The sequence below is a fragment of the Chromobacterium sp. LK1 genome (assembly GCF_001043555.1).
GTDB classification, from domain to species: Bacteria; Pseudomonadota; Gammaproteobacteria; order Burkholderiales; family Chromobacteriaceae; genus Chromobacterium; species Chromobacterium aquaticum.
On record NZ_LDUI01000004.1, the window covers coordinates 1 to 21,904 of the forward strand.

Consider the following 21,904-nt stretch of genomic DNA (forward strand, 5'->3'; position numbering starts at 1 on the left):
AGCCGGTCAACAACCGCTGATTATTCTGTCCGCCCCGGCCGGCATCGCCAGCCTGAGCCAGCAAAGCCAGACCGTGGCCGCCGGCACCAATCTGGACCTGGTGGCGCAGCGCGACACTAACCAGACCAGCGGCCGGCGCTGGATTCACAATGTGGGCCAACACATCAGCCTGTTCGTCGCCGGGGTCAAGGACCAGATCGCGCTGAAGCTGATCGCCGCCAAGGGCAAGGTGCAGGTTCAAGCGCAGAGCGACAGCATCGAGGTCACCGCGGACAAGGATGTGACCGTCACCGCCTGCAAGGGCAAGGTGGAAATCGCCGCCGGTCAGGAAATCCTGCTCACCAGCGGCGGCGGCTATATCCGGCTCAAGGGCGGCAATATCGAAGTGCACTGCCCGGGCGAAGTCAGCGTCAAGGGCGCCAGCCACGCGCTCAGCGGCCCGGCCAGCCTCAGCACGCCCACGCCCACCTTCAACAAGCCCGGCATGGGTAATCTGCAAGTGATCCACGATTTCGCCAACGGCTTCTCCATGGATCAGGGCAAGTTCGTGGTCACCGACGCATTGGGCGTCAAACACCGCGGCGTGCTGGACGAGGCCGGCAAGGCCATGGTCAACGGCCTGCCCACCGGGCCGGCGCAAGTGCAATTCCTGGGCCGTCCGCACAAGAGCGAGGCGGACATCTTCCCCTTTGTGCCGCAGCCGGAAGCGGTGCTGCAAAAGATGGGCGCGGCGGTGCAAGAACAAGCAATGAAGCAGCTAAGCAGCCTGGTGGGCAAGGCGCTGCCGCCCGCCGCCGCCGGCCTGGCGCAAAACCTGGCCCAGGCCAAGGGCGCGGTGGACCAGGCCAAGGCCATGGCCTCCCAAGCACAGGCCGCGCTGCAACAAGCGCGCGACATCAAACAACTTGCCTCCGGCGCGTCCCTCCCCTCCGCCGCCGGCATGATCAAGAATATCGTTTAAGAGCCCTCCTTCGACATGAGCACCGCAGCCCAAGCCAAACCCGTCGCCGTGATCAACGGCACGCCGCAAAACGCAGCCCAAGTCATCCAACAAACCGGCAAGACTTTCGATCAATGGCTGCAAAGCATCAGCGACGGGCATCTGTCGGTGGACAGCCTCAAGACCATAGGCAGCGCGGTGCCCATCGTCGGCAACCTGATCTCGGTGGGCGATGTCATCGTCGACCTGATGGAGATGTCGGAAAAGAGCAAGAAGAAGCAGGAAGTCGATGTCTTCGACTGGCTGTTTCTGGGCGTGGACCTGGTGGGCGTGGTGCCGGCCGCCGGCGGGCTGTTCAAAATGGGCGCGCGCCCCACGCTGAAGCTGTGCGCCAGCAGCGTGCGCCGCGCCGGCGGCGACTGGCTGAAAATGGAGCTGTCCGCCTCGCTGACCCAGAAAGTGGCCAATATGTTGCCGGCCGACTTCCGCAATATGCCGGACCAGTGGGTCAAGCACGTGGACGGCAAAATGCAGAGCACGCTGGAAACCTGCGGCGGCAAGGGCAAGGTCATCATCTCGGACCTGGCCAATCTGCTGATCAGCCTGGGCTCCGGCAACTTCAGCGGCTACGTCAAACAGCACGTGCCGCAAGCGCCGGTCAAATACCACCTGGAGAAAACCAATAATCAAGGCTTCTGGGCATCGGTGGGCGCGGAACTGGACGCGCTCAACCGCGCCGCCGCCAACGCCAAGAAAGAAGCCGCCGCCGGCATGACCGTGGCCGCGGCCAAGGGCATAGACATGGCGCTGAAAGGCAGCGCCGCCGCCCGCATGATGTTGAGCCTGGGCCGCACCCTGCTGGCCTGGGCCGGCCAGCTCACCGCCAAGCTGCTGTCCATGTACTCCAGCCACCTGAAGCCCTTGCTGAACAAGCTGCTGGAAGCTTTTCTCAAACACCTGCCCAAAAAGGCCGCCGCGGTGGCCAACAAAGTCACCAACAAGGCCAAGAAAGGCACCCAGCAGCTTTATCAGGAAGTCACCAGCCGCTTCAAGGGCAAGATCAAACCGCCGCCCAAATGCGCCTGCGCCGCCTCGCCCAACAGCATCGGCTATGTGCTGGGCGAAGAATCGCTGCAACACACCGACTTCAGCCTGCCCGGCGTGCTGCCCATCATTTGGACCCGGCAATACCGCTCCAACTTCGACGGCAACGACGCCCGCGGCGACCTGGGTGCGCGCTGGGGCGTGGCCTACGGCGCGCGCTTCGACATCGAAGGCGAAGCGCTGAAGCACCACGACGACAGCTGCCGCACCCTGGACTATCCGCTGCTGCCGGTGGGCGAATCCCTGAAAGACGAGCTGGAAGGTTTCACCCTCAGCCGCCTGTCCGACACCCTGATCTCCCAGACCTACGGCCACGACCTGGTGCAGCTGTACGAGCGCCACGGCGACAGCTTCCGCCTGGCGCTGATCAAGGACCGCGCCGGCAACAGCATCGCGATGAACTTCCGAGACGGCCGGCTGATCCAGCTAGTCAGCAGTGCCGGCCATGTGGTGGACCTGGCGCATGACAAGCACGGCCGCATCGTCCGCGTCAGCCTGCAAAACCCGGAAACCGGCCTGCCGCTGCGCACGCTGGCGCAATACCAATACAGCGAGATCACGCCGCTGGCCGCGGACGCCGGCGACTTGCTGGCCGCCAGCGATGAAAACGGCCAAAGCTGGAGCTACCAATACCAGCACCACCTGCTGACCCGCTACAGCGACCGCACCGGCCGCGGCATCCACCTGGAATGGGACGGTAGCCACCTGGACGCGCGCGCCGTGCGCGAATACGCCGATGATGGCAGCCAGGACATCCGCCTGGCCTGGGACGACAATATCGACCTCACCTACGTCACCGACGCCTACGGCCGCACCACCGAGTACTACTTCGACGACAAGGGCTACAACTACCGCATCGTCTACCCGGACCACAAGGAAGAATGGTTCGACTACGACGCCCAGAAGAACCTGGTCAATCACATCTTCCCGGACGGCTCGCAAGACAGCTTCACCTACGACGACAAGGGCAATATGGTGCTGCACGAGCGCCGCGACGGCAGCGAAGTCGCTTTTGCCTACGACGCCGAGGACAATCTGGTGGAAATCACCGATCCGCTCGGCGAAAAATGGCTGCGCGCCTACGACGACAAGGGCCAGCTGATCGAGGAAACCGACCCGCTGGGCCACAAGACCAAGTACGCCTACAACGAACAGGGCCTGCCGGTGGCCATCACCGACGCCAAGGGCGGCAAGAAGCAGATAGCCTACCGCCCGGACGGCCTGCTGCAGAGCTATACCGACTGCTCCGGCAGCGCCACCCAGTGGCAGTACGACGAACGCGGCCGCGCGCAGTTGATCGTCGACGCGATGGGCAGCGCCACCCGCTACCAGTACGCGGCCAACGGCACCCTGCAAGCCATCGTCCAGCCGGACGGCCAGGCCACCCAGCTCGAACACGACGCCGAAGCGCGCCTGCTCAAGCTGACCGACCCGCTGGGCCGTGCCACCCATTACGACTACGACCAGGCCGGCCGGCTGCAGACCCGCACCGACGCCAACGGCCACAGCCTGGCCTACAAATACGACAAGCTGGGCCGGCTGACCGCGCTGCGCAATGAAAACCACCGCCACTACCTGTTCGAATACGATGCCGGCGGCCAGTTGATTTCGGAAACCGGTTTTGACGGCAGCGCCACCCGCTACCACTACAACCTGGCCGGCCAGCTGGAAAAGCAGCAAGAAGGCGATATCGTCACCGACTACCGCTACGACCGCGCCGGCCGCCTGATCGAGCGCAGCGCGCCGAACAGCAAGGAAAGCTTCGGCTACGACGCCGCCGGCAGGCTATACCAGGCCAAGAACCGCTACGCCAGCCTGCGCTGGATCTACGACCCGGTGGGCAATCTGGTGGAAGAACACCACGGCTACAGCGTGGCCGGCGTCAAGGAAACCTACCGCTGGCAGCATGAGCACGACCCGCTGGGCAACCGCGTCGCCAGCGTGCGCCCGGACGGCCGCCGCGTGGACATCCTCAGCTATGGCAGCGGCCACGTGCATGGCCTGCTGTTTGGCCAGCGCGACATCGTCAACCTGGAGCGCGACAAGCTGCACCGCGAAACCCAGCGCGTATTGGGCAATGCGCTGCAACAGCACCAGAGCTACGACAAGGCCGGCCGCCTTGCCAGCCAGCGGCTGATGGGCAGCACCCAGTGGAACCGCCAATACCAGTACGACGCCGCCGGCCAGCTCACCGGCATCGCCGACAGCCGCGCCGGCCAGCTCAACTACCGCTACGACCCGGTGGGCCGCCTACTGGAAGCCGCTACTCCCAAGGGCGTGGAAAGCTTCCGTTTCGACCCGGCCGGCAACCTGCTGGACAACGCCCCGGCCGCCGACGGCCACCAGCACAACAGCCTGCTGGGCAACCTGCTCAGCCAGTACGCCGGCCGCCACTACCGCTACGACAGCCGCGGCAACCTGGTGGAAAAGCGCGTCAACGGCGCGCTCACCAAGCTGGAATGGGACAGCCACAACCGCCTGTCCCGCCTGACCACGCCGGACGGCCAGCGCACCGACTACCACTACGACCCGCTGGGCCGCCGCATCGCCAAAACCCAGGCCGGCCAGACCACGCTCTACGGCTGGGACGGCGACGTGCTGGCCTTCGAAACCCGGGACGAACAAGCAGTGCACTATCTGTTTGAGCCGGACAGCTTCGTGCCGCTGGCCCAAGTCCACACCGAAGCCGTGCGCGGCGTCAAAGTGCCGAATTGGAACCAGTACCGGCCCTACGACTCCGACCTGGACCCGTTGCGCAAACCCGCGCCGGAACCCAGCGAACCGATGGCGGTGTACTACTACCACACCGACCACCTGGGCACGCCGCAGGCACTGACCGACGAACAAGGCGCGCTGGCGCTGGAGATGGACTACCAGGCCTGGGGGCAAGCGCGCGAAGTCATCGCCGACGCCGCCAGCAAGGCCGGCATCCGCAACCCCTTCCGTTTCCAGGGCCAGTATCAGGATGAAGAATCCGGCCTACACTACAACCGCCACCGCTACTATGATCCGGAGATCGGGCGGTTTATTTCGCGGGATCCGATTGGGTTGTTCGGAGGAGCAAACCTCTTTAGCTACGCCCCTAACCCAGTTGAATGGTTGGATCCATGGGGACTCAAAAAGAAAGGCGGAAGCTGCACTCTAGACAAAGGGCTTGCAGGCGTTAAAGGAGATAAAAAGCAAGCCCAACATATTATCCCTCAAGAAGTTTGGAACAAAAATGAAGAGTTCTTTGATAATATTGGAATGTCTAAAATGCGAGATCACCGCTCAAATGGCGTTCTAATGCCAGATAGTGCGAACGGTGCCAATTCGATGAATCGCAAGTACTACCATAATGGCTCACACAAAAATTATTCAGCATCAGTCGAAGCAGAGGTAGACCAAGTTAAATTCAATTATGAATCTGGAAATATTTCTGCAGCAGATGCCAGAATGAGAATCGGCAGAATACAAGATCGAAGAAGAGCTCAGATGCGATCACCATTAGCAACTGGGCAATGTCCAGAAAGACTAAACTGAGGAAAGTATGACAAAATATTTTATCATGGCGATGAAAGAAGAAGCAGGGTGTCCTTCTGGATTTTTTTATGCATATCTTGTTAATGATTTCCAGAACGGGAGTTATAAAGAAAATTACGGCAAACTACCTTGGTATGCCGGCCCTAAAAAATTTGGCGGAACACTTCCTCCATTTCCCAGAGACCTATCCTTGGTAGTCGAAGACCAGTCATACGCATACGATATTAGGCGTGGCTCTGTCCACTTTTATATTATCAGTGACAAGCTAGCCACTATTTTACCCTCATTCAAAACAAGCCTTGTTGAGCTAGCCCCGGTCGCTTATCTAAATAGGTCAGGAGAAACAATACAAGGCAAAAAATATTACGCCGCTAAAACACGCAGAATAAGCAAGAAAGAAATAGTTGACTACAAAGCAAGTAAAGTAGCAGGTGAATTCGGCGAGATGTTTGAGACTATAAAATTTAAAGACAACATCAACCTCGATTTGTTTGACATGTTCGACACTTCCCCCAATCAATTTAGCCTAATCGCCTCAGAGCACCTTAAATCCGCAATGGAAAATGAAGGCATTAAGGGCGTAACATTTATTGACATCGAAACGGTCAAATTAAACTCTCAAGAAGACATTGAAAGAGGGAGCATGAAATACACTCCCGTGTAAGGAAAGTTAGTAACCGATAAACCGAAATGCACTTCCAACACTATCGGTGCCTACATTAATATTTGCCATCTTCCTAGTTACGATTCAGAACCGTAACTTTGCCATTTATTCGGTATTCTGATTGTTTTCTAGATAAGCAACTCCAGGCATCACAACTGCCGTAAGCTGCCAGCCATCGCATCGCCAAAACCCAGGCCGGCCAGACCACGCTCTACGGCTGGGACGGCGACGTACTGGCCTTCGAGACCCGCGATGAACAAGCGGTGTATTATCTGTTTGAACCGGACAGCTTCGTGTCGTTGGCCCTGGTCCACACCGAAGCCGTGCGCGGCATCAAAGTGCCCAGCAGGGACCAGTACCGTCCCTACGACTCCGACCTGGACCCGTTGCACAAACCAGCGCCGGAACCCAGCGAACCGACGGCGGTGTACTACTACCACACAGACCACCTGGGCACGCCGCAGGCGCTGACCGACGAACAAATGGAAAGCGGCTCTTGGAAAGTCACTCATGCATGTTGCTGCTAAGGAAAAATCATGAATATAAAAGGAACCCCAGAGCTACTACAAGCAGCAGATCAATTAAAAGAAGCTTTTCATCAATTCAAAATACAAGATTCACTACTGAATCACATCCCGGAAGAGATTCACTCTATTAAAGAGTGGGTTTATTCCACGGCTGACAATCTTGACCCTCAACCGTACCTAAATGAAATCAACGGAAGAAAGCCAGGACGAGTTTTACAAAAAACGTACTCGGACCCATTTGAAGCCAAGCTAGATGGGTACTACAGCCACGGCTTTGAAAAAAATACATTAAAATTAACCATTCATCCATCCGAAATTAAATCCATCATTCCGATAACCTACTTTTTACACGACGAAAAATTCAAATTCCATTTAAATATCGAGTATCTTATAAAAGATGAGCAAATAAAACGGACAACCCTACAGGGGCTTATTGGCAGCTTTCAAGAGCAGAGCGACTCCGTTTTCATAAATGTCAGTGACGCAGATGAGTTCTTAATCACCGTCTATAAATATAGTGACAAAAAAATCAAAGAAGTTTTACTATGGGGCAATTCATGGTCAGCTCAAGGGGTAAGAAATTTCAATTACAATCAAAATGGGGATTTAATTAATATAAGCTCCCCATCAAAAGATGGAACAGAAAGGATAATCTGGAAGAAGTAATTTAACCGGCCGGCTGCTAGCCCCGAGTTTTTCGAGCCCACTGAATATCGTGCAACGACAGCCTTAACTCATGACTAATATGCTATCGATCTAATTGCGAGACCTCCTCGCAAAGCCAGCGCACCGGCTGTCTTGCCACCCCGCCTAACTATTTTTTGCTTCGATCTACAACCGACATCATGCGCGGCGTCAAAGAGCCCAACTGGAACCAGTACCGACCCTACGACTCCGACCTGGGCCCGCTGCGCAAACCCGCGCCGGAACCCAGCGAACCGACGGCGGTGTACTCCTACCACACCGACCACCTGGGCAGCCCACGGGTGTTGACCGACGACATCGCACACTGGTACTGAAAGTGGACGACCAAGCCTGAAGCCAGACATGCGAAGTTCTCGCAGACACCTAGCCCAGCCTAGCACCGGCGTAGACCATACTATTCATCATGAGCGAATGGGTATAGCCAATGAAATATTTAAAGACAATCTGGAATCATAACCATCAGGATGAGCCATCCAATATTTACCAAGAAATTGATGACTCATCTTATGAAGTCAGAAAAATAGAAATCATGAAAGATGGCCAAGTCATTGGCTATGCATCTGAAGCCGGCGAATTTGGAGCATCCATACTTGCGGATCAAAAAATACCAACAATCGAAGAGATAAACCAGGAAGATGAGTTTATTGCCGCGGAAATAACAAAAACCGAATTCGAAACTGCTTGGGGCTCTGCAGTTTCACAGCGAATAGCTTCAGAATGAAAATGGGTCATGCATAAAGCATCCCGGTTTCTGTGAGGCAGGTCTACCGCAGTAGCTCAGTCACCCTCCCTTAGGCGCAGTCCCTCGAATAAGGTTGACTAACGATTGACATAAGTGCAAAGCCAATCCAACGAGCACTAAAATTGTGAGCAGAACCCACGGGGAAATATTGAAAATATACTACAAGGCACGAGCCAAATACTAGTAAACACCTAACATAAAATTATTGAGTATTGCTAGGAGATATGAAGTGGACACTAGCTTCCCAAACATTGATGACATCAAAAAAATAAAAGACAATTTAGTCAATGAACTCGCCGCATTAAAAAACAACTCGGAAGAGCTAGACAGCGCCATTCGCACCATAAGCAACATTACAGAGTGGAAGTACTCGCGTGGAGTGTTTTACACACCGGAACGGTTCTTCAACGAACTCTTGGAAGAAAACCCAGGAAAACCGCTGCAAAAAAAGTACATATCGCCATTAGAGGCTAGAAGAAATGGCGCTGAAAGCGCGGGCTTCATCGACAACAGACTGGTTCTAACGATAGATTCTGAGAAACAAGAGCCTGACCTTGTAAGGCTAACGGCAAACCTTATCTCATATAAAGACTCTGAAATCCTTATTCGTCGAACACATCATTATGATTTTACTGACAAGCCAAGCAAGAAACCTGAACTTGTCTCACTGACTACCATTAATAAACTATCCGAAAACCTTGAAATAAGCGTAGGCATATCCACCCGAGGCGACTACGGCTTTAAGGCTTTCTCCTTTAATGAAAAAAACTTAGTTAATCATATTTACGTATTGGGATCTCGACACCAAAGCACTATCCGCTATGATTTACACTATATGGATGATGAAAAAGTGGAAAGCATTACAACCAAGGGAAGAGATGGAGAGCCTGACATCACCATATGGAAGAATGCGCAGACCAATCATTCAAGATAGGGCTGCAGCAAGGAAAATTTATGATCAATACAGATCAAATTTGGATTGATGACATCACCACATTGATCCTAAATGCCAGATCAAATGCAGGCATCACGGATACAGAGATCAAGCAAGCCATCAACAGCACTAATCAATTGATAGCAAAATACAAGGGAACCGCATCATTGCCAATGGAGATTGTAAACGTTCTGATTGATATGCAGGCCAGTCTAATAACAAGTGCGGATTGGCATAAGAATGAGAAGAAGCAAATCGCAATGTCGGAGAACATATACAAAACTGCCTTGCTCCTCTCCAATTTGGCAAGAGATATCACCGTTTAAACATAGCTAGCAACATAAATATTAATTGATGTAAATTTGAATCAAAAGAACTTGCCTAATCAGTCACCAGTTGCGACTACCACTACAACCCGCTGGACCGCCACACCGCCAAGACCCAGGCCAACCTGAGCACACAGCACACCACAGGCTCAGCCCGACAAGTCAGCCTCACTGGCGCTGGCAATAAACGACCTGGCCTGAATCAGGGATCGGGAATCATAGTGGCGGCATCCATCCACAAGGGGGTCATGGCAAACGCGTGCGGCCGTGGACGGATACAACGCCGCCAGTGAAAGCCCGGCCACAACAAAACCAAAGCCCCATCCGGGGCTTTGGTCGTTTGGGTGCTTAGGCCAGTTCTTGCATTTGCATCGAGGTCTGTTGCAAGCGGCGGGCGAGTGGTTCCAGCAAGCAATACATCTGTTCGCTGTCCAGCGTATCGAGGTTGGATTGGTCCAACATCATCGTTAGACCGGCCATGGCGCTGCTGACCTGGCTGAGTTCCAGGCAGATCAGACGGGCACTCTGCTGGAAATGCTCGCAGTATTTGTCTAGCTGCTGCAATAGCGGGTCAAGCGGCTGCAGTGCGGGATGTTGCTGGCGCAGGGCGTGCAATTGGCGCAGCAAGTTAGACAGCGTGGGAAGATGAGGGGATTGAGTGGTGCTAGTCATGGTGACTCCTTCTTGAGCATTAAGCCCACTCTCCGACGCTAACCGGAGGCGGCGGGCACATGGCGGGATTAGCGTTACCGGCAAGAAGGATCCGGCGCGTGCAAGCACGCTCCCACCATGGCCCGCCAGAGAAAAGGACGTAGCAATGGTGTCACGGACGTAAAAAATGCCGCATGTGGCGGCTGTCCGCCTTCTTGCTTCGGAACGCTAATTCCGGTGCTAAACCACAGCACAGCAGGATTATCACGTGCTTGGGGCCGGGAGGCAAGGGGCCGACGTCCCCCACTCCACGCAGACATCATCTGCGGCGTACAAGTATCGGGCTAAAGCTGGCGTCAGCGGATGATCGACCACTGCAACTGAAGTCAGACACACACAATCAACGCGATCGCCACCAGCCACGCCCGGCACCAAGAATCCAAGCTACACTACAGCCTCCATCATAGAGATGAAGCGGCTAATTACTTGAGCCTTATGAAGTGACTGTTGAAAACGGCAGAACATAATGGATATTATCAAGGAACAAATGCTAGGAATCACCGCAGAAATAGCCGACAGCGTAGAGTTCAGCTTCTCAGAAGTTCACATCAACCACGGCGCTTATTTTTGGGGGGAAAATAATTTTACCGCTTATATCTCGGTGCTTCCGCTTGAAATCGAGCTACTTATTGAAGGCGGCTTTGATGAAAGCACTGTAACGATTGCATTGGAGATATGCACACCAGACGGAGAGATTATAGCGGACGACTTCAGTGCGATCCAATCTCCCAAAGAAAATGTAAGAAAAACAATCACCCCATACCTAGATGCCATATCAAGCAGATTTATCACTGAGATAAAAAACAAAAAACAATCACCTTCAGCAGAATAAGCATGCAAAACAGCCAAGAACAAATTGAGATTTGCCAAAAATATTCATCAGAAATAATTGCGCCAGATGACGGTGAGATGATCGCCATTGCGCTCGAAACAATTGGTCAACTCCCCATACGCGGCATCAGAACCTTCAAACAAGATGGTGACAATATATCCTGGTTTTTCTACTGCGGAGACTTCTCGGAAGCGCCAGATTTTTTCAAACCCATGCATCTTAGTCACCTTAATGAATACTTGCCGGAAGTGATGAAGTATCTTTGCTTGGAACCCGGCTATAAATTCATGGTGGACCCATACGGCTTTGAAGATGTATGGAAGGAGATCTAAAAGACAGCCCAGTTGGCAAGCGGTTATACATTGGTTCGCTCATAGGCATCCGGCGCTTCATATCAAGTACAAATCTGTCATTACCTTGCATTTGCTCATATTCAGAAAGCGCAGGATGGAAAAAATCAAGTTCAGTGCCTCGCCTGCAGATCATGGAGCATGCCGAATTAGAGTCCACCCATACCTTACGAAATTCAAACACACCACACCATCCTCCCTATAGGCGCTTTCCAATGTCCCCCATAGAATTCACCTCCAACTTTCTGACGGAAATGCTCGAATGGGAAGACTGGCATTATGCAGAAAAGAAAAAAATAGAGAACATATCTAGCGGTAGCCATATTGATGCCGTCTGCCTGGAGTCTAGAGCCAAACTTGAGCTCATATTGCAACCTTATCTAACGGAAACGGCTTTTAATACAATTGGACAGGCCAAGCTGGAGACACTAGGGGTCGGGAGACCTCGCCTCTATGATCAGGAGGCGATCTCCTGTACGGAAATCACGCCCACCAAGTTTGAAACCATTACAATAAGTAGAAAGCAACAAAACCGTTACTCAAAGTACCTTATTTTCCTGAAAAAAGATAACTTCAAAATTGACAAAGCGCTTCAAAGCATTGATGGTGTCAACTGGACAAAAAAGAATTCCATATAGCGGTGCACCATCGGCAATGACTAGTTATAACGCTGCCACCCCAAACATGGCGTGATTAAATCAAAATGGAAAAAAGCATATTACCCGTCATCTTACAAATGATGGATACCGTCCCCTTCTTCGAAAATGTTACGTCAAGCCACCCGGCGCTCGAATCGAATGGGACATTTTGCAATAGCCTCGAAAGCTTTGAGCACAGGATTCGATCTGAAGAATGGGAAAGTGTCAGGAGCGAAGCGGCGGCACAATTGAGCCTGACTCTTAATAAGAAGTTTCAGAATCAATATCAGGAATGGAATAGCGTCGCCAAAGCGGCCCGTCTGTTTTTTGACGAAAGAATAGCGCCTAAACTAAGACAGTTTGAACAAGCACATGGACTGAAAAGTTTAGCCGATGATATTGGCTATGACATTAGCCATATCATTATTGAGGAATATTTTGTAAAGCGGATAAGTATCAAAAGAATGCTTTTCAGCCGCCTGTTAGATATATACAAACAGGGCAGGATTCCTTGCGGCTACACTGTCTTTCCTGAGAAAAACCATGCTCAGCCGGTGGGGAAAATCATCTCTTTTAGCCCTCCCTCCATCATGTGAATTCAAACGCAAAGCTCAACCAGGATCTATATTCAGGATGATTCCAATCGCCGTGGGCATTTACTTGGCCGCTCAAAAGGGAGAGGTTTTCCGCTCCCACCCTTCCCTCGCGGCAGCCGCATTAAAACACCTTGGGATAAGTGAGCGCTCTCAGTTTGGAGAGTTCTACATGAAGTACCAAGGAGCATTCATTAGCCCAAATGATGAGCCAGAGTTACTGGATATCGTGGCTTTAGTGATACCCGCCATACCGGATCAGACTGAACACATACAAAGCGTTTATGGCATTCCAGTTCACTATCTCGCACTGACGACAGATGAAAGCGAAGGCATGTATCTGTATGACAAGAGCAGTGAAGCGGTGCTGGACGTAAACTTCGAGGAGATTCCCTCACTGAGGCAAGGCACCCACACTGCGAGATGGAAAGACTTCAACAGCTTTCTAATTTCCTACTTTTCTTAGCGCCCGTTCAAAGTCTCGCGAGCCAGGGCGAGACAAGGCGTTGTGGCTGAGAAAGCGAAATGTACGGTTGATACATCAGCATTTCGAAACTGTACTCTCCGCGTAACGCTCCACGACGCGTAGCAGATCGTAAACAGGCTCTTAAGCAGTGCCTCCCGCATATACGCTAGAATCCTAGCCGGCAACTTAGTCCCCCCCACCCTCCAAGCCGGTGCCTCCGCATGAGCCATTACGACTCCGAGTACTACTTCATTTGCTACCAAAGCGCGGAGAACCGCCCGATTCTTGCGGCGGATGCCGCCACCGCGGACCTGGCCTACAGCTCTCAAGCGCTGCCGGCTAGCGCGCTGCCGCTGCAATTCATCAACGGCGCGCAGACTGAAAGCAATAAAGGCATATTCAGTGATAGCCCGCCGGAGATTCTGTTTCATGGCTCGGATATCGCGGTCAAGCATGCGATATATCAGCGGCTGGCCGCCATGGAGCTGCCCGGCCTCGTACCGCAGGCCGCCAGCTACTGCGACCACAAGGGCCAGCGGCATGATGATTATTACTTTTTGACCTTCACCCGCTCGCTGGATTGCTGGGACAGAAGCTTGTCATATTATGCACCGGAGCCTTTAAGCGGCTTTGCCGATCTGCGCTATGAGGTGGTTAGCTATCAGCTTTGCGCCCAGACCTTGGCCTCCATTCCGTTGAGCCAGCGCAGGCTGTTTAAAATGGGTGCCACCACCGAGGGCTGGCTGTTGGCGCATGAAAGCATCGCCGACATCCTTGACCGGCCAGGCGTTACGCTGGTTCCGGTGCAGGATTTTGGAACCGTGTTTTTCCCATAGTCCCCCAGACAGACTTATTGTTTTGCCTGGCTCGGCTCAGCACCAACCATGCCTGTGATACCACCAATAGGAAGCGAATATGGCGGCTTATCTGCCACTGGGAGTTGGCCCTGCGGAAATGGAGCTCTTGCTTAAACATGGCATCAAGTATGACAAGAGGCAAAAACGGCAGTTGCTGGAGGCTTATCATGACCAAGCCAGGCCGACACTAGCGGTATTGCTCGATTACTTTAGCGCCAGAAAGCTGAAAATCCCGCAAGACTATCTGGATTTCCTAAGCCAGCATAACGGCGGGAGGCCTGAGCCTGGCTCGCTCCGACTTCAAACTCAGAGTATCTCGATACAGTATTTTTATGCCTATTCCAGCCCATTGGAAGCCTGTACCCTGGACTACGCCAGCACTTTATATCAGGGCCGGATTCCGCATGGCTTGCTTCCAATTGCTCATGATTCCAGCGGCAGCTTATTGCTGTTGAATGGCAGCCAAGTGGACTCCGGGCATATTTATTACTGGAATCATGACAATGAGGCCGACTGCACGGTTGAGGCTTGCTGGGACAATATGCTCAAGCTTGCCAGCAGCTTTAGCGAGCTGGAGCGCTTGCTGCAGCAGTCACTCTGTTGAAAAGTGAAACCGCAAGCCCGTCCCTGGCAAGCGGACGAAAGAGAGCCGATGAAGATTTACAGCATGTTCAGCACCACACAGAGCGAACACTCGCTGCTGGATATCAAAGATCCCGATGGAGCCATCCTCGATTTCTTCCTGCTTGGCATGGGCAATAAAGGTCTAGAAAACGGTCGCGCGCTACAAGCCAACGCGCAGGCTTTTTTCCAGGAAGAGAGCATGGCGGATTATGACTACTTCGAGCCCAGCATCAGCCTGCCCATCTTTTCTGTTCTGGCCAGCGCCTGCATCGGTGAAGCGCTAACAGCACAGATGAGCTTACACCCCTGCAAGACCCGTGTTGGCGCCGGCAGCATAGAGATGTTCGCGGGCCGAATCTTGAATAGAAAACCGATATTCGAGAGAGTGGATGATTATAAAATTCAGATACGAAAAGATGCCGACATCCGGCGGGAGGATTTGATCGTCCGGGACGCGAATCTGCCTCAATTCTTTTTTGTCACCGAGTCCTTCAAGATATTGTGCGAACAGCGCCGCTTAAAGATAAAGTTCAAGCCATTCTCGCTGATGAAATAGGCCGGCAAGCGGCGCTGAGAATAAGAAAGGCCAAAATGATCCACTCCGCGGAAGAATTCATTGCCCTGCGTGATAGCGATAATAAGGAAGAATATGACCGTTCCGCCTTTGAAGAGGCGCCGCTAGCGGTGTGGAGGGACTTGATTCAACGTTATCCCGACTACCGGCGGTGGGTTGCGCATAATAAAACCGTGCCCGTTGAAATCCTGGCCGAGCTATGCAACTATGGCCCGGATATTCGACAGTTTGTCGCCACCAAAAGAAGATTGTCCCGCGAATTGTTTATCCTGCTGTCTCAAGATCCGGCGGCCACCGTACGCCAGTCCATCGCGGCGAACAAAAAGACGCCGCTGGATATCTTGCAGTCTCTGGCCAAGGATGAGGACGCGGATATCGCCGACTCGGCAACACGTAATGCAGGCAAACGATCTTGCGGCGCAAACGGCTTACTCTCCGCGCGGAAATGAGGCGCTGCCGCCGGCCCACTGGCCGGCTAACAGCCTGGTGATCATGGATGATATCGGCGGAGGCCGACCCATTATCGCGGAGCTGCGGCCGGAACAAACGCTCATCTGGGCCCCGCACGAAGCCGGCACGCTGCTGCGGATTGCCGCCTCGCTGCCCGCCCTCCTCCATGCGCTGGCCGCCATGGTGGATCTGATCTACGGCAAGTATCAAGTCTTTGAGGTGTTCGACGCGGACGGCGAGGTGAGCGGCGCGTTCTCCGAGGACTTTTGCTCCGCGACGTCCCCATTTCTGGGCGCGGAGGGCAGTTTGAACTTCTTCGAATATTTATACGGCTGAGCACACGCTCCGTCTTGCGGAAAGAAAACCTTATGCGTTACGCCTTCCCGGCCGCCAGCGCGGCCATTCTGGCCGCTCATGGCTGGCAAGCCGGCCGAAACATCGCGCCGCAAGCGGCCATCCTGGCTTGGGAACAGGACGGCTACACTGTGTTCCCGGCCGGCGTGCATTTCATCCAGAGCTTCCATGGCATTGCCTTGAGCCACCGCTCATGGAACGGAGACGCGGATGACGAGTCCTGTTTTGACGCCATCCAGGCCACCCGGGGCTTTGATCGCCTCTGGGCGCTGGAGGTCTACCAGCCCTTGATCGGGCAAAAGCTGCTGCCGGTGGGGCAAGGCTATGCCAGGCACCTCAGTTATCTCATTGCCGAGGACGGCGCGGTCTACGCCGGCTATGATGGCTTCTTCTGCCGGATTGGCGCCGATGTCGTCGCGGCGCTGGAAAACATCATTTTCAACCGGGACTTCCTCATCCTCCAGCATTAAGAGCGGCTAACATTGTCAGTTTCACGGCTGAGGCAAGGCGCGCCGACACAGGCAGTACTTGAGTACGGCAAGTCGGCGCAACACAGCATCAGGAACTTTGTTAGCCTCTCTAAACGTCATGGTCCCGTAGCCGCGCCTTGTTTTGCAGAACATGCCGTTGAACCGTAATGCCATCGCAGCCATCACGCCACACCACCCATGAAAACCGTATTGATCTATTCCGCGGCCGATGCGGGAGCGCCCGCCTCTCCCGGCTCGCAACATCATTGCTACACCCTGGTTCAGGATCCGGCTGTGGCTGAGGCGCTGGGCTTCATCGCGCAATTTGAAGGCTGGTCCTTTCCGGCCGCGGCACGCGTGTGGCGGGCAAAGAAACCATGAACCGGCCCGCACCAGAGTCCGACTCAATCGCCGACGCCATCGCCAGGCGGCAGCTACCGATCAAGGACGGCCTCTATTTGGCGGACGGCCACGCCATTGCGCTCGCGCTGTATTGGGAGCCCAAGCTTGCGCTTGAAACCGGCGCGCGCTTCGATGCCAGACGCTTGCTGCGGGAAGATCCCACTTGGGTCTGCGATCTTGACCTCCACCAGGAAATCCGCCTGCCCGCCCAGATGGGGTTTTGCCTGATAGGGGGAGGCTCTTATGGCGCGGATGGCTGCGCAGTCTGCCTGGCCGCGGACCGCAGCTTCAAATGGGCGCTATTACTGCAGGAGTCCAATCCTTTCGACGCGCTCATCCCCTGCGCCGGCACCGAGATTCTGCTATGTTCAACCGCTGGCCTTGCCATCGCCATCGATATCGACTCGCCTCAACATCTGGTGGCGAGCAGACGACCATGAAGCACAAACCTTATCCACGGCATCCATTTTTTGACTTGCTGCGGGAGTTCATCCGCGACGGCTATTCGAAAACCCTGCTCCACCCCGCCACGGCGCGGCAGCCGTGTTCCCTGCTGCTAGAACACGGCTTCGACTTCGAGGGCCAGGACGGCGACGGCATGTATTCAAGCAGCATCTGCTTGCGCCATCAGCGCAGGGTGCTGGACGCGGAAATCAAAATCTACACCCGCAACGGGCTGGCCATGGGCAATGGCCTGGCCTTCGCTCAAGGGCTGAGGCTGGACAAGATCGCCCACACCCTCCAGCACGACCCCGAGCTAGGTGGCTGCCGCTTGGAGCTGCTGTTCGACGCCACCGGGGAAAACGGGGCGCTCCTCATCAACGAGGGCATCGTGCTGCAGTTTCACGCCGCCGACAGGGCCGGCGCGGGCAATCACTATATCCGCACCATCGAGAGCGATTTTTTCTTTGATGAGTCCACCCGCCAAAAACGCATCGCCACCTACAGCGCCAGGCTGCTGCACGGCTACTCGCTGCCACAGTTGCTACGCGATAAGACCGCGGCCAGGCGCTGCCGCAAGCTAAGCGTCCTATTCGGAAGCAGCGCATCCGGAGAACAAAGATGAAGCGGGCCGACGAATTGAGAATCCAGCAGCGCTGGAGAAGGAATCTTGAACACGCGGCTAACAGCCATCCGTTCCTCGGGCCATTATTCGCCAACGGCAGGCCATTGAGCGTGGAGCAGGCGTCCACCTGGCTCAAGGCCACCATGCGCCAGGCCCAAAGCCATGTGCGCCTAATCAGCACGCAGCCGGAGCAGGCGTTTGAGCTGCTGCGCGAGCGCTTGCAAGCCGCCAGCCATTGCGCCTCGCCCATCCATCTCTGCGTCTCAAACTACCAGGGCAGCGCCTACCCGGACCAGGGCTATTATCTGATTCTGGATCTGCCCGTGATCGAGACCAGCTACCGCGAAGCCCTGTCTTTCTTGTACTCCATGTCGCTCCCATCCCTGCCCTTCTTCGCCTGCGCCTTGCCTGATGGCCAGGCCGGCGTGGCGCTGAGCACTCAGGCCGCCTTGCCGCAGCCGGAAAACGACATGTTCGATGGCGTGGAATATGAGCTGTCGCACTGGGGCCAGCATCTTGCCGCCTCACCCCAAGAACACGATAAGCCGCTAGCGCCATGACTTACTTTGCCGCTTGCTTCCACACTTTGTTTCAGCGCGAAATTCATACCGGTCAAATCGCCATCCTCGACTCAGAGGAGCCGATGAATCGGCTGCTGCGACGCTTTTCCTTCCTGGGCAGCAAGATAGACTGGAGCCAAACCCTGGATCATGTGAGCGCGACCAGCCTCGTCCTCAACGGCGATGCCAGCGTGGAACGAGCAGGCTTCCTGCGCCAATATCTGCCGGATAACAGCCCGTCTGCGCCGGTTTTCTACCTCAACGACAATGCCCTGTCGTTCACCAGCCGATGGCAGCACAACTCGCTGCTGGCTCTTGGTGAAACACTGTTAGCCAATATTCCTCAGCATCACTATTTTTTCGATGAACAAGCCAGTTGGTGCCTATGCCTGTGCAGCGAGGGATATATGGACTTCGGCCGCAGCCAAGCCAGCGGCGCCCCCACGAAGCCCCTAGAGCATGCTGAGCGATAAATTAGTCGAACACCGCGCCAGACACTGGTTGAAACAGCTGTCCGGACTGGCTTGCGGCTCGGTCCAGCCCATCCCGGCCGGCGGTTTCGCCAAGAACCGTGAATTCCTACGCCAATACTGTCATCTCGAAGCGAAGCCGCTGCAAAAGCTGGCCCCGGAGGATGAAACGGCAACGCTGCGCGCGCTGGTCCGGATCTTTGAACGCCATGCGCCCTGCATTCTCCTGCCCTTTGAGCGCCCCTATTGCCTTCAAGCCGAAGTCATCGACATCCCGCGCTTCATCCGCAGCGTCTGGGCCGCCAACGGCAGCAAGGACATTACGGTTTTTTTCAATGCGGCGGGCGCCACCCTGGATCTGCAAGACCGCGAGGATGGCTTGTATCTGTTCGCCGCCGGATGAGCCACGCTGGCGATATTGCCGCGCCGCCATCCCGCCCAGGCATTAAAATGGCGACCACTCTCGCACCAGAGACACCCGTGCGGCCCGCAGGCCGCCAAACCAATCCCGCCATGGAAACGCCATGCTCACGCCAGCGCAGCAACAACTGAAAAACCGGGTCCACCAAGCCGCCGGGGTCTGGCGCAACGATAATTATCGCGGCGCGGCCGGCCTGGTCTGCCGCGAGTTCTTTTTCAAACGGGTGGCGCAGCGCTACCATCTTGGACTGGATGAATACCTGCCCGAACACGAGGATGCCGTTGATCTGTATCTGTGCCATCTCCGGGCGAGCTTCGACAGCTTCGAGGCCGCGCTGGACTACCTGGCCACCGACCTGCGGATTGCGCCGGAAAGCCTGCTCGCCCCCCACGGCGGCCTGCCGCCCCCTATAGAGAACGCCATGGATAAAACGCCAACCGCCGCCTTGGCGGAACAGCTCAGCCGGCTGGACGCCGCGATGCAGGATTTCTACACGCAGGATTTCAGCGACGAAGCCGCGGAACGGGCATGCAACAAGACCTTGAAACAAGCATTGCTCGCTCTGGCCGGCAACGCTCTGCGACAGGGGGGGCAGCCGCAGGCCGAGCAAGCGCTGCGCATCCTGGCGCAACACACCGGCTGCCAGGAGGACCTGGAAATTCTGGCGGAAATCATGGATTCGCCCGATGGCCGCCTGTTGGCGGCGTTCCCGCCCTGCCAAACCCTCTTGGCCAACGCCGCCGCCGCGCGCTGGGACGGCTTCGATCATGCGCCGCTTGAGCCGCCTGCGCCGCCGGCGTCCGACGCCATCCGCCAGCGCCAGTTATACGCGGCGTCCTGTTTGCAAGCTTTCTGCCAGGCCCAGGCGCTGTCGCATCCCGCCATTGCTCAGTTGCTAAGCCATCTTTACGCCATTGAACACGCGACCAGCCTGCCAGCATGGGAAAGCGAGGGCGCCGGCCTGGCCTTGAACGGCCGCGGCGATCCGCCGCCGGCGGAGCTGGCGCGGTGGCTGGCGGACCAGGACTTGCGGGACAGCTTTCTCCAGCTGGTCGATTGCGTGGTGGAGGTGGGGCTGGCGGATCTCTATGGCGCGGATACCGCCATGCCGGCCGGCTTCATCCAGCGCATAGAAGCCATTTTGCTATCGCACGCGGTCGCCCTGCCGACGGCACCGGAGACCAAGGCATGACCCCCGCTCAAGCCGCGCTGCGGCAGGCAATCTGCACCCTGAGCCTGATAGACACCGTGTTCTATCGCCTGGGGGTGCGCATAGGTAGCGAGGAGCTGAGCCCCGCCGAGGCCTGGGCCGAGACCTGCCGCACCTTCCAACTACTGGATCTGCAGCAGCGCCTGCCCGAGCTGATCGCGGAGTTGAGGGTAATCGCGGAACCACAGCCGGAATACGACGCGCGCAATATGAGCGCGCTGGATTACCGGATCGAGGCCTTGGTGCGGGACTACTACCAGCACGCGGACGCTCTCCCGCCGGCTAGGGATAGCTGATCAGGAATTCGGCCTTGCCATTGGCGGGGCCCGGGCGGATGGTGCCGGTACGAATGTAGTCGGCATGCAGCTTCATTTCCACCATGCCGCTTTGCGGGCTGCCCAGCTCGAAGTGCGGAGTGCCGGCGCCGCCCTCGGGGCCAAAAGTGATCACGCCATTGTCGCCGCCCACCCGGCTCAGCCGCAGCGCCAGGCCCTGGGCCGCCGCCGCGCCGCCTTCGGCCTCGGGGGAGATGCTGAGCAGCGCGCTATTGTTGTCGCGCTTGGAAGCATCGGTGAACTGTATCTTGGGCTTGGCCTCGGCCGCGCATTTGCTCAGCTGCAACACGAAGTCTTGGCCCGGCCTGGTGGCCGCGCCGTTCAGCACCGGAAAATCGTCGATATTATATTGCCCCATATCCACCAGCACGCTCTTGGTCTGCAACTGGCAGACGTTTCTGATCGGCGGCGGGTTCAGCCCAGTCTGCAGCGAGCTGAAGTCGGCGGAGACATTGCAGAGATCCGATACACGAGTGTTGACCGCCTGTAGGCGGAATTGGGTGCTGGCACCAGGCAGGCCAGTCACCTGCCCGCCAGGGCTGGGGCCGGTTACGATCAGTTCTTGGTACATATTGAGATATAGCGAGTCCCACCTGGATTGGCCGGTGTGTTCCGCAGCTTTCTTCGCCAGGACCACGGCTTTCACGCTAGAGGGCAAGGTCTCGGTTTCACCCGAGATGCTCTCATAGCTCCAGCGCAGGCCTATGCCCGTGATATTGGTGGGCATGGTGCCGTACTGGTCCAGTGCGCCGCCGCCGCCACCGGTCCAGTGCCCGATGATCTGCACCTGGTCGTCCGGATAGCCGGTATCAGCCTTGTAACTGCCGATCACTTGGATTCCGCGTCTGGCCAATACCGTGCCCGGCGGCGTATCTTCAGTGATCTGCAGCGTGCTGCCATCCCCTCCAAGCCAAGGGCCGGGGCCGGGCACTGGAAATGTGCAGCTCTTGACGGAAACGGCCGCCGCCGCGCCGCCGGACAGGCATAACAGACCTACCAGCGCCGCTAGCCATTGCTGGGCTTTAAACATAGGCTTCCTCGCCTTGCGCTCGTTGGA

30 protein-coding genes are annotated in these 21,904 nt (G+C 55.9%); 28 read left to right on the forward strand and 2 right to left on the reverse strand.

Going from position 1 to position 21,904, the window contains the following annotated elements; genetic code table 11:
• From VI26_RS02725 to VI26_RS02745, 9 genes are all read left to right on the forward strand, one after another.
• Positions 1-961, forward strand: a 961-nt coding sequence (locus tag VI26_RS02725; protein ID WP_048408220.1) for a DUF2345 domain-containing protein, incomplete at its 5' end; no start/stop codon positions are given.
• A 15-nt stretch (positions 962-976) separates the two neighbouring features.
• Positions 977-5,566, forward strand: a complete 4,590-nt coding sequence (locus VI26_RS02730) for an RHS repeat-associated core domain-containing protein (protein WP_053074192.1) — start codon at positions 977-979, stop codon at positions 5,564-5,566.
• A gap of 7 nt (positions 5,567-5,573) precedes the next feature.
• A complete protein-coding gene (locus tag VI26_RS24235; RefSeq protein ID WP_156183715.1) occupies positions 5,574-6,230 on the forward strand; it encodes an imm11 family protein in 657 nt (218 codons plus the stop codon).
• A 263-nt stretch (positions 6,231-6,493) separates the two neighbouring features.
• Positions 6,494-6,757 (forward strand): RHS domain-containing protein, encoded by a 264-nt coding sequence (locus tag VI26_RS02740; RefSeq protein ID WP_048408222.1) that lies wholly within the window; start codon positions 6,494-6,496, stop codon positions 6,755-6,757.
• A 9-nt stretch (positions 6,758-6,766) separates the two neighbouring features.
• Positions 6,767-7,423, forward strand: coding sequence for a hypothetical protein (locus VI26_RS24240; RefSeq protein ID WP_156183716.1), 657 nt, complete (start codon positions 6,767-6,769; stop codon positions 7,421-7,423).
• 179 nt (positions 7,424-7,602) lie between these two features.
• Entirely contained in the window at positions 7,603-7,776 is a 174-nt protein-coding gene (locus VI26_RS24245; protein ID WP_156183717.1) for a hypothetical protein, read from the forward strand.
• A gap of 110 nt (positions 7,777-7,886) precedes the next feature.
• Positions 7,887-8,183 carry a hypothetical protein gene (locus VI26_RS23565; RefSeq protein ID WP_082150851.1) on the forward strand — a complete coding sequence of 99 codons (297 nt, stop codon included), beginning with the start codon at positions 7,887-7,889 and terminating at the stop codon, positions 8,181-8,183.
• Between the two features lie 250 nt (positions 8,184-8,433).
• On the forward strand, positions 8,434-9,138 hold the full coding sequence (locus VI26_RS24250; protein WP_156183718.1) for a hypothetical protein: 705 nt from the start codon (positions 8,434-8,436) through the stop codon (positions 9,136-9,138).
• A gap of 20 nt (positions 9,139-9,158) precedes the next feature.
• Positions 9,159-9,464 (forward strand): hypothetical protein, encoded by a 306-nt coding sequence (locus tag VI26_RS02745; RefSeq protein ID WP_048408223.1) that lies wholly within the window; start codon positions 9,159-9,161, stop codon positions 9,462-9,464.
• A 348-nt stretch (positions 9,465-9,812) separates the two neighbouring features.
• Here VI26_RS02745 and VI26_RS02750 read toward each other — a convergent pair whose 3' ends face one another.
• Complete coding sequence (locus VI26_RS02750) at positions 9,813-10,136, reverse strand: DUF1484 family protein (RefSeq protein WP_156183719.1); 324 nt, start codon at positions 10,134-10,136, stop codon at positions 9,813-9,815.
• A 505-nt stretch (positions 10,137-10,641) separates the two neighbouring features.
• On the opposite strand from VI26_RS02750, the gene VI26_RS02755 reads away from it, so the two are divergent.
• From VI26_RS02755 to VI26_RS02840, 19 genes are all read left to right on the forward strand, one after another.
• Positions 10,642-11,007 (forward strand): hypothetical protein, encoded by a 366-nt coding sequence (locus VI26_RS02755; RefSeq protein ID WP_048408225.1) that lies wholly within the window; start codon positions 10,642-10,644, stop codon positions 11,005-11,007.
• A 2-nt stretch (positions 11,008-11,009) separates the two neighbouring features.
• Positions 11,010-11,339, forward strand: a complete 330-nt coding sequence (locus tag VI26_RS02760; protein WP_048408226.1) for a hypothetical protein — start codon at positions 11,010-11,012, stop codon at positions 11,337-11,339.
• Between the two features lie 233 nt (positions 11,340-11,572).
• On the forward strand, positions 11,573-11,995 hold the full coding sequence (locus VI26_RS24775) for an NTF2 fold immunity protein (RefSeq protein ID WP_048408227.1): 423 nt from the start codon (positions 11,573-11,575) through the stop codon (positions 11,993-11,995).
• Between the two features lie 65 nt (positions 11,996-12,060).
• The gene (locus VI26_RS02770) at positions 12,061-12,591 is read left to right on the forward strand and encodes a hypothetical protein (protein WP_156183721.1); all 531 of its coding nucleotides are present in this window, start codon (positions 12,061-12,063) and stop codon (positions 12,589-12,591) included.
• A gap of 37 nt (positions 12,592-12,628) precedes the next feature.
• Positions 12,629-13,054 carry a hypothetical protein gene (locus tag VI26_RS02775; RefSeq protein ID WP_053074193.1) on the forward strand — a complete coding sequence of 142 codons (426 nt, stop codon included), beginning with the start codon at positions 12,629-12,631 and terminating at the stop codon, positions 13,052-13,054.
• 221 nt (positions 13,055-13,275) lie between these two features.
• The gene (locus VI26_RS02780) at positions 13,276-13,890 is read left to right on the forward strand and encodes a hypothetical protein (RefSeq protein WP_048408229.1); all 615 of its coding nucleotides are present in this window, start codon (positions 13,276-13,278) and stop codon (positions 13,888-13,890) included.
• Between the two features lie 79 nt (positions 13,891-13,969).
• A complete protein-coding gene (locus VI26_RS23065; RefSeq protein ID WP_053074194.1) occupies positions 13,970-14,515 on the forward strand; it encodes an SMI1/KNR4 family protein in 546 nt (181 codons plus the stop codon).
• 48 nt (positions 14,516-14,563) lie between these two features.
• Positions 14,564-15,091: a hypothetical protein gene (locus VI26_RS02790; RefSeq protein WP_048408230.1), complete on the forward strand. Its 528-nt coding sequence runs from the start codon at positions 14,564-14,566 to the stop codon at positions 15,089-15,091.
• 35 nt (positions 15,092-15,126) lie between these two features.
• On the forward strand, positions 15,127-15,558 hold the full coding sequence (locus VI26_RS02795; protein ID WP_048408231.1) for a hypothetical protein: 432 nt from the start codon (positions 15,127-15,129) through the stop codon (positions 15,556-15,558).
• 43 nt (positions 15,559-15,601) lie between these two features.
• Positions 15,602-15,895, forward strand: a complete 294-nt coding sequence (locus tag VI26_RS02800) for a hypothetical protein (protein WP_156183722.1) — start codon at positions 15,602-15,604, stop codon at positions 15,893-15,895.
• Positions 15,896-15,927: 32 nt separating this feature from the next.
• A complete protein-coding gene (locus VI26_RS02805) occupies positions 15,928-16,383 on the forward strand; it encodes an SUKH-3 domain-containing protein (RefSeq protein WP_053074196.1) in 456 nt (151 codons plus the stop codon).
• A 198-nt stretch (positions 16,384-16,581) separates the two neighbouring features.
• Positions 16,582-16,764 carry a hypothetical protein gene (locus VI26_RS24260; protein ID WP_156183723.1) on the forward strand — a complete coding sequence of 61 codons (183 nt, stop codon included), beginning with the start codon at positions 16,582-16,584 and terminating at the stop codon, positions 16,762-16,764.
• Positions 16,761-17,225, forward strand: coding sequence for a hypothetical protein (locus VI26_RS02810; RefSeq protein ID WP_048408232.1), 465 nt, complete (start codon positions 16,761-16,763; stop codon positions 17,223-17,225). The genes VI26_RS24260 and VI26_RS02810 overlap by 4 nt, the downstream gene beginning before the upstream one ends.
• Positions 17,222-17,851 carry a hypothetical protein gene (locus VI26_RS02815; protein ID WP_048408233.1) on the forward strand — a complete coding sequence of 210 codons (630 nt, stop codon included), beginning with the start codon at positions 17,222-17,224 and terminating at the stop codon, positions 17,849-17,851. The genes VI26_RS02810 and VI26_RS02815 overlap by 4 nt, the downstream gene beginning before the upstream one ends.
• On the forward strand, positions 17,848-18,411 hold the full coding sequence (locus VI26_RS02820; RefSeq protein ID WP_156183724.1) for a hypothetical protein: 564 nt from the start codon (positions 17,848-17,850) through the stop codon (positions 18,409-18,411). Before VI26_RS02815 ends, VI26_RS02820 begins: the two co-directional genes overlap by 4 nt.
• Positions 18,408-18,884, forward strand: a complete 477-nt coding sequence (locus tag VI26_RS02825) for a hypothetical protein (protein WP_048408235.1) — start codon at positions 18,408-18,410, stop codon at positions 18,882-18,884. Before VI26_RS02820 ends, VI26_RS02825 begins: the two co-directional genes overlap by 4 nt.
• The gene (locus tag VI26_RS02830; protein WP_156183725.1) at positions 18,871-19,284 is read left to right on the forward strand and encodes a hypothetical protein; all 414 of its coding nucleotides are present in this window, start codon (positions 18,871-18,873) and stop codon (positions 19,282-19,284) included. The genes VI26_RS02825 and VI26_RS02830 overlap by 14 nt, the downstream gene beginning before the upstream one ends.
• A gap of 121 nt (positions 19,285-19,405) precedes the next feature.
• The gene (locus VI26_RS23070; RefSeq protein ID WP_053074197.1) at positions 19,406-20,494 is read left to right on the forward strand and encodes a hypothetical protein; all 1,089 of its coding nucleotides are present in this window, start codon (positions 19,406-19,408) and stop codon (positions 20,492-20,494) included.
• Positions 20,491-20,808, forward strand: a complete 318-nt coding sequence (locus VI26_RS02840; RefSeq protein ID WP_048408237.1) for a hypothetical protein — start codon at positions 20,491-20,493, stop codon at positions 20,806-20,808. Before VI26_RS23070 ends, VI26_RS02840 begins: the two co-directional genes overlap by 4 nt.
• Here VI26_RS02840 and VI26_RS02845 read toward each other — a convergent pair.
• Positions 20,795-21,877: a fimbrial protein gene (locus VI26_RS02845; RefSeq protein WP_048408238.1), complete on the reverse strand. Its 1,083-nt coding sequence runs from the start codon at positions 21,875-21,877 to the stop codon at positions 20,795-20,797. The two genes, VI26_RS02840 and VI26_RS02845, sit on opposite strands and share 14 nt — an antisense overlap.
• Between the last annotated feature and the right edge of the window lie 27 nt (positions 21,878-21,904).

Bases quoted from the DNA above. Each gene is read 5' to 3' on its own strand.
- VI26_RS24240 (WP_156183716.1), top strand. From the start codon at position 6,767: ATGAATATAAAAGGAACCCCAGAGCTACTACAAGCAGCAGATCAATTA.
- VI26_RS02805 (WP_053074196.1), top strand. From the start codon at position 15,928: ATGCGTTACGCCTTCCCGGCCGCCAGCGCGGCCATTCTGGCCGCTCAT.
- VI26_RS02775 (WP_053074193.1), top strand. From the start codon at position 12,629: ATGATTCCAATCGCCGTGGGCATTTACTTGGCCGCTCAAAAGGGAGAG.
- VI26_RS02815 (WP_048408233.1), top strand. From the start codon at position 17,222: ATGAAGCACAAACCTTATCCACGGCATCCATTTTTTGACTTGCTGCGG.
- VI26_RS02795 (WP_048408231.1), top strand. From the start codon at position 15,127: ATGATCCACTCCGCGGAAGAATTCATTGCCCTGCGTGATAGCGATAAT.
- VI26_RS24235 (WP_156183715.1), top strand. From the start codon at position 5,574: ATGACAAAATATTTTATCATGGCGATGAAAGAAGAAGCAGGGTGTCCT.
- VI26_RS02745 (WP_048408223.1), top strand. From the start codon at position 9,159: ATGATCAATACAGATCAAATTTGGATTGATGACATCACCACATTGATC.
- VI26_RS02750 (WP_156183719.1), bottom strand. From the start codon at position 10,136: ATGACTAGCACCACTCAATCCCCTCATCTTCCCACGCTGTCTAACTTG.
- VI26_RS02770 (WP_156183721.1), top strand. From the start codon at position 12,061: ATGGAAAAAAGCATATTACCCGTCATCTTACAAATGATGGATACCGTC.
- VI26_RS02845 (WP_048408238.1), bottom strand. From the start codon at position 21,877: ATGTTTAAAGCCCAGCAATGGCTAGCGGCGCTGGTAGGTCTGTTATGC.
- VI26_RS24260 (WP_156183723.1), top strand. From the start codon at position 16,582: ATGAAAACCGTATTGATCTATTCCGCGGCCGATGCGGGAGCGCCCGCC.
- VI26_RS02840 (WP_048408237.1), top strand. From the start codon at position 20,491: ATGACCCCCGCTCAAGCCGCGCTGCGGCAGGCAATCTGCACCCTGAGC.
- VI26_RS02730 (WP_053074192.1), top strand. From the start codon at position 977: ATGAGCACCGCAGCCCAAGCCAAACCCGTCGCCGTGATCAACGGCACG.
- VI26_RS02810 (WP_048408232.1), top strand. From the start codon at position 16,761: ATGAACCGGCCCGCACCAGAGTCCGACTCAATCGCCGACGCCATCGCC.
- VI26_RS02800 (WP_156183722.1), top strand. From the start codon at position 15,602: ATGGATGATATCGGCGGAGGCCGACCCATTATCGCGGAGCTGCGGCCG.
- VI26_RS24245 (WP_156183717.1), top strand. From the start codon at position 7,603: ATGCGCGGCGTCAAAGAGCCCAACTGGAACCAGTACCGACCCTACGAC.
- VI26_RS02755 (WP_048408225.1), top strand. From the start codon at position 10,642: ATGGATATTATCAAGGAACAAATGCTAGGAATCACCGCAGAAATAGCC.
- VI26_RS02760 (WP_048408226.1), top strand. From the start codon at position 11,010: ATGCAAAACAGCCAAGAACAAATTGAGATTTGCCAAAAATATTCATCA.
- VI26_RS23065 (WP_053074194.1), top strand. From the start codon at position 13,970: ATGGCGGCTTATCTGCCACTGGGAGTTGGCCCTGCGGAAATGGAGCTC.
- VI26_RS02830 (WP_156183725.1), top strand. From the start codon at position 18,871: ATGCTGAGCGATAAATTAGTCGAACACCGCGCCAGACACTGGTTGAAA.
- VI26_RS02825 (WP_048408235.1), top strand. From the start codon at position 18,408: ATGACTTACTTTGCCGCTTGCTTCCACACTTTGTTTCAGCGCGAAATT.
- VI26_RS02790 (WP_048408230.1), top strand. From the start codon at position 14,564: ATGAAGATTTACAGCATGTTCAGCACCACACAGAGCGAACACTCGCTG.
- VI26_RS23565 (WP_082150851.1), top strand. From the start codon at position 7,887: ATGAAATATTTAAAGACAATCTGGAATCATAACCATCAGGATGAGCCA.
- VI26_RS23070 (WP_053074197.1), top strand. From the start codon at position 19,406: ATGCTCACGCCAGCGCAGCAACAACTGAAAAACCGGGTCCACCAAGCC.
- VI26_RS02780 (WP_048408229.1), top strand. From the start codon at position 13,276: ATGAGCCATTACGACTCCGAGTACTACTTCATTTGCTACCAAAGCGCG.
- VI26_RS02820 (WP_156183724.1), top strand. From the start codon at position 17,848: ATGAAGCGGGCCGACGAATTGAGAATCCAGCAGCGCTGGAGAAGGAAT.
- VI26_RS24775 (WP_048408227.1), top strand. From the start codon at position 11,573: ATGTCCCCCATAGAATTCACCTCCAACTTTCTGACGGAAATGCTCGAA.